Annotated in this window: 8 protein-coding genes and 2 tRNA genes; 7 read left to right on the top strand and 3 right to left on the bottom strand. The window is 66.4% G+C overall.

The genetic code is table 11. The features are described from left to right. From NAM01S_RS32380 to NAM01S_RS32360, 5 genes are all read left to right on the top strand, one after another. On the top strand, positions 1-397 hold a 397-nt coding region (locus NAM01S_RS32380), incomplete at its 5' end, for a transposase (protein ID WP_157108015.1). Positions 398-560: 163 nt separating this feature from the next. After that, a complete protein-coding gene (locus NAM01S_RS32375; protein WP_067792908.1) occupies positions 561-1145 on the top strand; it encodes an NADPH-dependent FMN reductase in 585 nt (194 codons plus the stop codon). Positions 1146-1155: 10 nt separating this feature from the next. Then, positions 1156-1608 (top strand): YybH family protein, encoded by a 453-nt coding sequence (locus tag NAM01S_RS32370; RefSeq protein WP_067792905.1) that lies wholly within the window; start codon positions 1156-1158, stop codon positions 1606-1608. Positions 1609-1761: 153 nt separating this feature from the next. Beyond that, entirely contained in the window at positions 1762-2376 is a 615-nt protein-coding gene (locus NAM01S_RS32365) for a TetR/AcrR family transcriptional regulator (protein WP_067792902.1), read from the top strand. A 239-nt stretch (positions 2377-2615) separates the two neighbouring features. Next, positions 2616-4334 carry a CocE/NonD family hydrolase gene (locus tag NAM01S_RS32360; RefSeq protein ID WP_067792899.1) on the top strand — a complete coding sequence of 573 codons (1719 nt, stop codon included), beginning with the start codon at positions 2616-2618 and terminating at the stop codon, positions 4332-4334. Between the two features lie 300 nt (positions 4335-4634). Here the strand turns inward: NAM01S_RS32360 and NAM01S_RS32355 are convergent. Both NAM01S_RS32355 and NAM01S_RS32350 read right to left on the bottom strand, forming a co-directional pair. Then, positions 4635-4719: transfer RNA gene (locus NAM01S_RS32355), tRNA-Leu, on the bottom strand. A gap of 90 nt (positions 4720-4809) precedes the next feature. Next, positions 4810-5118 (bottom strand): winged helix-turn-helix transcriptional regulator, encoded by a 309-nt coding sequence (locus tag NAM01S_RS32350; protein WP_067792896.1) that lies wholly within the window; start codon positions 5116-5118, stop codon positions 4810-4812. Positions 5119-5307: 189 nt separating this feature from the next. Between NAM01S_RS32350 and NAM01S_RS32345 the strand changes: the two genes are divergently transcribed. After that, positions 5308-6177, top strand: a complete 870-nt coding sequence (locus tag NAM01S_RS32345; RefSeq protein ID WP_067792893.1) for an NAD(P)-dependent oxidoreductase — start codon at positions 5308-5310, stop codon at positions 6175-6177. A 96-nt stretch (positions 6178-6273) separates the two neighbouring features. Next, a tRNA-Leu gene (locus NAM01S_RS32340) sits at positions 6274-6361 on the top strand. On the opposite strand, the gene NAM01S_RS34550 is transcribed toward NAM01S_RS32340, so the two are convergent. After that, a complete protein-coding gene (locus tag NAM01S_RS34550; protein ID WP_218018495.1) occupies positions 6340-7851 on the bottom strand; it encodes a recombinase family protein in 1512 nt (503 codons plus the stop codon). The genes NAM01S_RS32340 and NAM01S_RS34550 overlap by 22 nt on opposite strands. Between the last annotated feature and the right edge of the window lie 149 nt (positions 7852-8000).

The following is an 8000-nucleotide window of genomic DNA, read 5'->3' as shown; positions in this document are numbered from 1 at the left end:
GCTGCCCGGCATGGGCCCACACCTGGGCACCGAGTTCCTCGTCGCCACCGGCGGCGACGCCGTGGCCGAGTTCACCACCCCAGGCCGGCTGGCCTCCTACGCCGGACTCGTGCCCGTGCCACGCGACTCCGGCCGGATCAGCGGCAACCTGCACCGACCCAAACGCTACAACCGGCGGCTGCGGCGCGTGTTCTTCATGGCCGCCCTGTCCTCGATCAAAACCGAGGGCCCTTCCAGAACGTTCTACCAGCGCAAACGCGCCGAACGACTCATCCATACCCAAGCCCTTCTAGCGTTGGCCCGGCGCCTGGTCGACGTGCTGTGGGCCCTGCTGCGCGACAACCGGCCCTTCGATCCCAAGCCCCCGAGCGTCAACGGGGTCCCGATCGCGGCTTGACATCGTCATTGAGATTCCTTCGGTCAGTCTCCCTCACCGAAACCGACGAATCAGCGACCGGAAATGTGAGGAACAGACTCGGGGCGGGCGAGACGGCCTGACATTCCGGACGGCTGTTCCGTCGAAAGGTCGTGACACTGTCAGCAAAGCAGGAGTTCGGAAAATGATGAGAATTGGCATCGTTCTCGGCAGTACCCGGCCCAACCGCAAAGGCCCGCAGGTCGCGCAGTGGGTCCTGGACACGGCATCGCAGCGCGGCGACGCCGAGTTCGGACTGATCGATCTGCGCGACCATCCGCTACCGCATCTGGACGAACCCGCGCCGCCGATGTTCGGCCCGTCGGTCCATGAAGCCACCCGCGCCTGGGCCGAGCGGATCGCCCCGTTCGACGGCTTCGTGGTGGTGACACCGGAATACAACAGCGGCGTGCCCGGGGTGCTGAAGAACGCCATCGACCACCTGTGCGCGGAATGGGCCGACAAGGCGGTCGGCTTCGTCTCCTACGGCGTGGGCGGCGGCGCCCGCGCCGTGGTGCAGCTGCGGACGGTCTGCGGCACGCTGGGCATGGCCGACGTGAGTTATCAGGTCGCGATCTCGGTGCTCACCGATTTCGAGAACCACACGACCTTCACTCCACGCGACCACCACGTCGCCGCCCTGCACAAGACGTTGGATCAGGTCGTCGCCTGGAGCGCCGCGCTCGCGCCGCTGCGGACGGGCGCCGCAACCGCTCTCGTCGATTCGTGAGGAGCCGATCATGCCGACAGCCAACGACTTCCGGTCACGCGCCGCCGAAGCCGAGATTCGCAGGCAAATCGACAAGGTGGTCGAAGGACTGCGAGCCAAGGATCTCGAGGCCCTGAAGCAGCTCTACACGACCGACGTCGTGTCCTTCGATGTCGAGCCGCCACTCCAGCATGTCGGGATCGTGGCGAAGCTCGAGAACTGGGCGAGAGTGTTCTCGCTCTTCGAGACCGTGAGCTACGAGGTTCGCGACCTGACGTTCACCGTGGGCGATGACGTGGCATTCGGGCAGGCGTTCGCTCGTCTCAGCGGCACGCTGAACAACGGGGCGGCAACGAGCGGTATGTGGGTCCGGGTCACCTACGGCATGCGGAAGATCGACGGCGCCTGGCTGATCGCGCACGACCAGGTCTCGGTGCCGTTCGACATCGCCACCGGCAAAGGCGTTGTCGACCTCGAGCCGTGAGGGGGCGCGAGAACGTTGCCGGAGCGCCTCGGTTGCAATTTCACGGCGTGCTGAAATATGTTTCGTGCAGGTGCTGAATTCGTGCAGGCGCTGAAAGCAGCACCAGCAGGCAAGCACGTGAGTTCACGGCATGGGCAAGAGGGGGACGGAGACATGGGACAAGCGGGAAGGGGTCCGCGGGGGGAACGTGGCGCGCAGGCGGACCGCATCCTGACGGCAGCCCGCAAGTCTTTCGCCGAGCGGGGATACAACGGAACCTCGTTGCGGTCGGTGGCCCAAGCCGCCGATGTGGACCCCACCCTGGTCAACTACTACTTCGCCAACAAGGCGGGACTGCTGAAGGCGGCGCTGGAGCCACCGGCCGCCTTCGGCGAGCGCATCGCCGAGGCCGCCGAGGTCCCGCTGGAGGAGCGCGGGCGAGCCTTCGTCGAGGCGGCGCTGCGCATGTGGGACGACCCGGCCACCGCGGAGGTCCTGCGCTCGATCATCCTCGCGGCAAGTCACGAGCCCTTCGCGATGGAGCGGCTCCGCTCCGTCTTCTCAGCGGTCGTTCTGCGGATCGTGTCGGCGAGCCTCGCCCGCGACGAGGCCGAGGTGCGCGCGAATCTGGTCTCCACGCAGATCGTGGGCCTCGCGATGACACGGTACGTCTGGGCGATCGAGCCCCTCGCCGACATTCCCTCGGAGCAGGTCGTCCGCCTGATCGCGCCGACCGTGCAGCACTATCTCACGGGTGCCCTCGGCGGGGACATCTCGGAGAACGCCTGACCGCGAGCGACTGCCCGGGGCCGCCGATCTCCAGCACAGGACCGCTGGTCGGCGGCACTTGAATCACTGTGCGCTCGCGGCAGCGAGCCTTCGGACGAACGCTCGGCAGGCAGCGGTCGACCAGGCAGCACTCGGGTCTGCCAATTTTCACGATATGCGGAAATTAACCTTGCCCGCGTCGAGCTGACGTGCGTACGGTGGGGGCAGTTAATTTCTGTACACGTGGAAATGAGAGCATCATGGCTCGATTCAAGGCCGCTGGAGTAGAGCCCGGGCAGCGTCGGCTCAACGGGCCGCAGACCACAGGTCGCCAGTACCGCAACCTGTCCCCGGCCGGCCACGGGACGACCCGCGAGGACAACGTCCCCGTCCCGGTGCGCGACGGGACGCAACTCCTCGCCGACATTCACCGGCCCGGCGCGGCGGGCAGGTTTCCCGCCCTGATCGCGGCCGCCCCATACCCCCGCCAGCTCCAGGACCTTGGCGCCCCCGCGGCCATCATCGAGGCCGGCATCAGCGATTTCTGGGTGCCGCGCGGATACGCCCACGTCATCGCCAACCTTCGGGGGACGGTCGGCTCCGGCGGCGTCTACACCTTCTTCGACGAGCAAGAGCGCAAGGACCTGTTCGACTTGGTCGAGTGGGTCGCCGACCAGCCGTGGTGCGACGGCAACGTAGGCATGATCGGCATCAGCTACTACGCCATGAGCCAGTTGGAGGCAGTTACCCAGCGCCCGCCCCACTTGAAGGCCCTGTTCCCCTTCAACGTCACCGTCCAGGCATGGGAAGCCGCGTACCACAACGGCATACTGAGCGAGGCCTTCATTGCCCCGTGGATCCGTGCGCTGGGCGTCCTGTCCGCCCACGGCGACCGCCTCTATCGCAACCCGCTGTCTCGCCTTCTGCGTCGACTACTCGCCATCCCCGCCATCCATCGGCGGTTCAGCAAGAGCGATGCCGTCCAAGTACACCGCCGCCTGGAGCAGGCCAGCCGCTTCCGCCACGACGCACACCCATGGAACGCTCTGCTCGAGGCAGTGACCATCGATCACCCCACCCGCGATGCGTGGTGGGACGAGCGTGACCTGACCGCACAGCTCGCCGATGTCGACATACCCGTCTACCTCGGCGGCGAGTGGTCCAACGTCCCCCTCCATCTGCCCGGCCTCTTCGAAGCCTGGGATGCCCTCGCCCACAACCCGCACGTCCGCATGGCCATGCTCGGGAACTACGGTCTGCCTTGGCCGTGGGAAAGCATGCACGTCGAGGCCCTCGCCTGGTTCGACCACTGGCTGAAGGGACGCGACACCGGCATCCTCGAAGGCCCCGCCATCCGCTATTGGCTGCCCGGGGCCGAAGAGTGGCGCACCGCCGACTCTTGGCCCCCACCAGCCACGCATACCTCGCTGGCCCTCAACGCCGACGGTTCCCTCACGCCCGCCGAGCGTCCCGGCGAGCGTAGCTACGTCACCGACGGCGCGAATGCTATGCCCGCCCAGCTGAGTTGGATCAGCGACCCTCTTCCCGGCGACATCGACATGGTCGGCCACCCAGAACTACGGCTCACCGCCACCAGCAGCGCGACCGACACGGCATGGATCCTGCTCCTGCAAGACGTCGATCCGGATGGCGTGGCCACCGACATCACCCAGGGCTGGCTGCGCGGCAGCATGCGCCACATCGACGAGGACGCGGGCGAGACCGGCAGGCCCGTCCTCCCGGCGCGGACGAAGATCCCTATTCCTTCGGGCGAGCCGGTCGACTACCGCATTCCGCTGGTCGCCAATGCCCGCCGGTTCCAGCGCGGGCATCGCATCCGGCTGACCCTCACCAGCGACGACAATCGCGAGGACTTCCAGCCCATGCTGCTGTTCCGTCATGCCCCCGTCGGCACCGCGGGCGTCAACACGGTGCACTCCAGCTCGCGCCTGCTTCTTCCGATCCTGAACGGCGAATGAACGGGATGCCCTCCGCCCGTGCCGTACGACGAAAGCAATGCGATGCAATGCCATGTCACAGTTCGATTCCCGGGTTGGCCGCCGATGCACTACCGGGCCGACCCCGTAGCAGCGCACACTTTCGCGAAGGCGGTGTATGAGAGGGGAGTGGCAACAATCCAAATCGACCAGGATATGCGTGAAGCATTGCAGCCCATGCCTTATCAGCGGCTCTGGCGGTGAGAAGATCGGTCGAATGTCAGGAAATATTCGGGTGGTCGTGGCCGAAAGTGCTTTCACGACCACCCGTGTGCGCATTTGTGTCCGAAGGGGGACTTGAACCCCCACGCCCGATAAAGGGCACTAGCACCTCAAGCTAGCGCGTCTGCCATTCCGCCACCCGGACCGGTGTGTTCTGTTGTGTCCGTGGCGACTTGGCGTCGCCAGCGGATCATGATCATAAACGGGCAGCGGGGGAGATCACCAAATCGCCAGGTCAGGCGGGAACTTGCACCCGGCCGGCGCCGATGCGCGCGATGCGGTCGCGGCCCCAAGCGCCGAGCGGTTCGAGCGCGCGATTCAGGGCCGCGCCGAGTTCGGTGAGCTCGTACTCCACGCGCGGCGGGACCTCAGGGAAGATCTGGCGGGTGACGATGCCGTCCTCCTCGAGCTCACGCAGCTGCTGGATGAGCATCTTCTCGGAGACGCCGGGCAGGCCGCGGCGCAGCTCGCCGAAACGGCGCACCCCGTTCTCCTCGAGCTCCCAGAGGATCAGCGCCTTCCACTTGCCGCCGATCACGTCCATAGCCGCGTCGATGCCGCAGAAATATGGTCCTGATCTCTTCGCGCCCAATGCCGTACCTCGCTAGCTGCTCACACACATGTTGGTAAGTACCCGACCGAATAGTAGGTACTTGTCGACCCAACGCCACTCGAGCACTGTTGATTCCAGCGCGCTGACCACAACGTTCCAACCCCAAGGAGTTGACCCGCGATGGCGGAGAACAAGCAGAACCCGGTGACGGTCCTCGGACTCGGCGCGATGGGCCAGGCCCTCGCGGCGGCCTTCCTGAAGACCGGACGGTCCACCGTCGTCTGGAACCGGACCCCCGGAAAGGACGCCGACCTGGTCGCGGCCGGAGCGGTCGGCGCGGCCACCGTGGATGAGGCGGTGCGCGCGGGCGAGGTGATCGTGGTCGTCCTGCTCGACCACGCATCGGTGCACGCCGCGCTCGACCCGGTCGCCGAGCGGCTGTCGGGCAAGCAGGTGATCAACCTGACAAGCACCGCGCCCGAGGAAGCCCGCGAACTCGGCCGATGGGCCGAACAGCACGGCATCGACTACCTCGACGGCGGCATCATGGCGGTGCCGCCGATGATCGGGCAGCCGGGCGCGTCCATCCTGTACAGCGGATCGCGCAAGGTCTTCGACGACAACCGCCCGTTGCTCGAATTCGCCGCCGCCGCAGACTATTTCGGCGAGGACGCAGGCCTCGCGTCCACCTGGGACTTCGCCCTGCTGTCGAGCATGTACGGAATGTTCGCCGGCTTCCTGCACGGCGCGGCACTCGCGCGCTCGGCGGGCGCCTCGGTCAGCGCGTTCGCCGAGCGGGCGACCGCCTGGGTGACGGCGATGGCCCAGCTCATCCCGGAGTACGGCCGGATCATCGACGGCGGCGACTACACCACCGACGTCCAGCACCTGAACTTCCACAAGGCCGCGATGGACGCCATCGTGCGCGCCAGCCGAGACGCAGGCGTCGCGCTCGATGTGATCGGTCCGATCAAGAACCTCATCGACCGTCAGGTCGCCGACGGTCACGGCGCGCTCGCCTTCGAGCGCACCTTCGAAGAGCTGCGCTGACCCGCCCCATCCGCCCCCGAACCACCCGGTGACCAGCGATTCGTACCGCGATTTGGCCCCAGCCGCCACATCCGATAACCTTGCTGAGCACCACCGGTCCGGGTGGCGGAATGGCAGACGCGCTAGCTTGAGGTGCTAGTGCCCTTTATCGGGCGTGGGGGTTCAAGTCCCCCTCCGGACACCAGTGCTAACCACAGCATCGGCCTCGACCACGGCAACCCGTTGTCGAGGCCGATACCGTATGGCGAGGTGGAGGGCCCGATAGAGCTCCGCTTTGTCGGATCGCGCTCCCGCGGCGATAACGGCCGGGATGTCGCCGAGGGAATCGATCAGCTTGCGGATCTCGGTCTCGGTTAGTCGGGGGATGGTGGGCAAGTTTTGTAGCTCCGTTTGTGCCGCTGCCTTCTCGGCTTGAGCGGTGTTCATCGCGGCGACAAGGACCTGCGGGTCGACTCCTGCTTCGATGGCGGCGAGGTGGCGTTCGAGCTTGGCTTCGGCGTCAGCGATACGGCGTCGCAGAAGTGCGCGGTGTGTGTCGTGGTCGCCGTCGTCTTGGGCCGCGAGCAGGCTGGCGATAGTGCGGTCGCGATGGGTCCGATGGAACAGGGTGGCCAGCCAGCGGTCGATCGGTGCGACGAGGTGGTCCTCGCGCAAGTTGACCGTGACGGGGTGCTCGGCCAGGGCGGGGCTGCCTGGGGTCAGGTTCTTGGCGCGACAGCGGTAGTAGATGACTCCTCGGATTGCTCCGGCCTCCATCTTGCGTCCGCAGATGTCGCAGCGCAGCAATCCGCGCAGCAGGTACTCACGCGGCGAGGGTTTCCTTGTGCGTTCCAGGCGGCCGCGGGCGCCGTTTCCGGTGCTGGCGCGTTGTCGGCGGATGAGTTGGGCTTGGGTGAAGGTTTCGACCGTGACGATGGCGGGGTGTGCGGGTTTCTTGGATCGGATGATGCGGTGGTTGGGGGAGCGGCGAAGGCGGGTGATGTGGCCGGCGGCGACGTCGTCGGGATCGAGGAGTTCTTCCTGTTTGTTCCAGCGGCCGAAGATGGCGTAGCCGGTGTAGCGAGGGTTTTGCAGGATCGCGGAGACGGTGCTGGCTTGCCAACCGTCTCGGGATCGGTGCCGGTTCTGCTCTGGACGGTGTGCTGACGGACAGGGAATCCCCTCGCGGTTGAGCTCATACGCGATGGCCTTGTCGCCGCGACCGGCGATGTAGTCGCGGAAGATGCGTTGGACCACAGGCGCGGTGGCCACGTCCAGCGACAGGATCCGCAGCCGGGACCCGTCGGAGGCCCGGTTCGGATTCGGATGTGGTGGACCATCGACAACCAGGTATCCATACGGTGCGCGGCCGCCTTGATGGCGGCCTTCGTTGAGGACCTGGGCGTCCATGCTGGCGCGGGTGCGCTGCTGCACGTGCTGGCGTTCGGACTCGCTCAGGCCACCGAGCATGCTCATCATGATCGAGTGGGTCACATTGCGGGAATCGAAGCGTCCGCCGAGCTCGGGCACCCAGACTTCGACCGCGTGGGCCTGAATGCGAGGCGCCACGAGACTGAACTGGTTGCCGAACCAGCAGCGCGTCCCCTCACCGACAACAATCGCCGACCAGCCGCGCGTGTGACTCTTCAGATCGGATAACAGGCGCGCAGCCTCGGGACGGCGATGCCATGGCACCGAGCGCGACTGTCACACGTCGAAGTAGTCCGCGACGATCGAGCCTTCGGCTACGAACTTTTCGGCGTTGCCACGCTGCCACCGATAAGAAGTTTCGGGGTCTTGGTTGTCCTCGGTGGAGCATCGCCCGTAGAAGGCGAACCGCTGAT

This window comes from Nocardia amikacinitolerans NBRC 108937, from assembly GCF_001612615.1.
Taxonomy (GTDB): domain Bacteria; phylum Actinomycetota; class Actinomycetes; order Mycobacteriales; family Mycobacteriaceae; genus Nocardia; species Nocardia amikacinitolerans.
The sequence above is the reverse complement of the archived record's forward strand: the minus strand, read 5'-3'. Positions and strand labels throughout refer to the sequence as shown.

What these genes read in the sequence shown, in the direction of transcription:
- NAM01S_RS32375 (WP_067792908.1), top strand. Translation starts at nt 561, where the DNA reads ATGATGAGAATTGGCATCGTTCTCGGCAGTACCCGGCCCAACCGCAAA.
- NAM01S_RS32370 (WP_067792905.1), top strand. Translation starts at nt 1,156, where the DNA reads ATGCCGACAGCCAACGACTTCCGGTCACGCGCCGCCGAAGCCGAGATT.
- NAM01S_RS32365 (WP_067792902.1), top strand. Translation starts at nt 1,762, where the DNA reads ATGGGACAAGCGGGAAGGGGTCCGCGGGGGGAACGTGGCGCGCAGGCG.
- NAM01S_RS32360 (WP_067792899.1), top strand. Translation starts at nt 2,616, where the DNA reads ATGGCTCGATTCAAGGCCGCTGGAGTAGAGCCCGGGCAGCGTCGGCTC.
- NAM01S_RS32350 (WP_067792896.1), bottom strand. Translation starts at nt 5,118, where the DNA reads ATGGACGTGATCGGCGGCAAGTGGAAGGCGCTGATCCTCTGGGAGCTC.
- NAM01S_RS32345 (WP_067792893.1), top strand. Translation starts at nt 5,308, where the DNA reads ATGGCGGAGAACAAGCAGAACCCGGTGACGGTCCTCGGACTCGGCGCG.